Genomic DNA, 330 nt, shown 5'->3' on the forward strand with positions numbered 1-330 from the left:
TTGTTATCTAGTTTTGAAGGAATATCAAAATTCCTGTTGACTTTATAAAAGATCATGATATAATAATCATTGTCTCTAATATGAGTCAAAATAATAGGTCTAGTGATGATAGCGAAGAGGTCACACCCGTTCCCATACCGAACACGGAAGTTAAGCTCTTCAGCGCCGATGGTAGTTGGGGGTTTCCCCCTGTGAGAGTAGGACGTCGCTAGGCGATGTGGAGGATTAGCTCAGCTGGGAGAGCATCTGCCTTACAAGCAGAGGGTCGGCGGTTCGAGCCCGTCATCCTCCACCATAATATGCCGGCTTAGCTCAATTGGTAGAGCAACT

Annotated in this window: 1 tRNA gene and 1 rRNA gene; both read left to right on the forward strand. The window is 45.8% G+C overall.

Going from position 1 to position 330, the window contains the following annotated elements:
* Window positions 1–98: 98 nt before the first annotated feature.
* Window positions 99–214: ribosomal RNA gene (gene rrf, locus EP737_RS25245) — 5S ribosomal RNA — on the forward strand.
* Between the two features lie 5 nt (window positions 215–219).
* Window positions 220–295 (forward strand) — tRNA-Val (locus EP737_RS25250).
* The last annotated feature ends 35 nt before the right edge of the window (window positions 296–330 follow it).

This window comes from Ectobacillus funiculus, from assembly GCF_004138295.1.
Lineage (GTDB): Bacteria > Bacillota > Bacilli > Bacillales > Bacillaceae_G > Ectobacillus > Ectobacillus funiculus.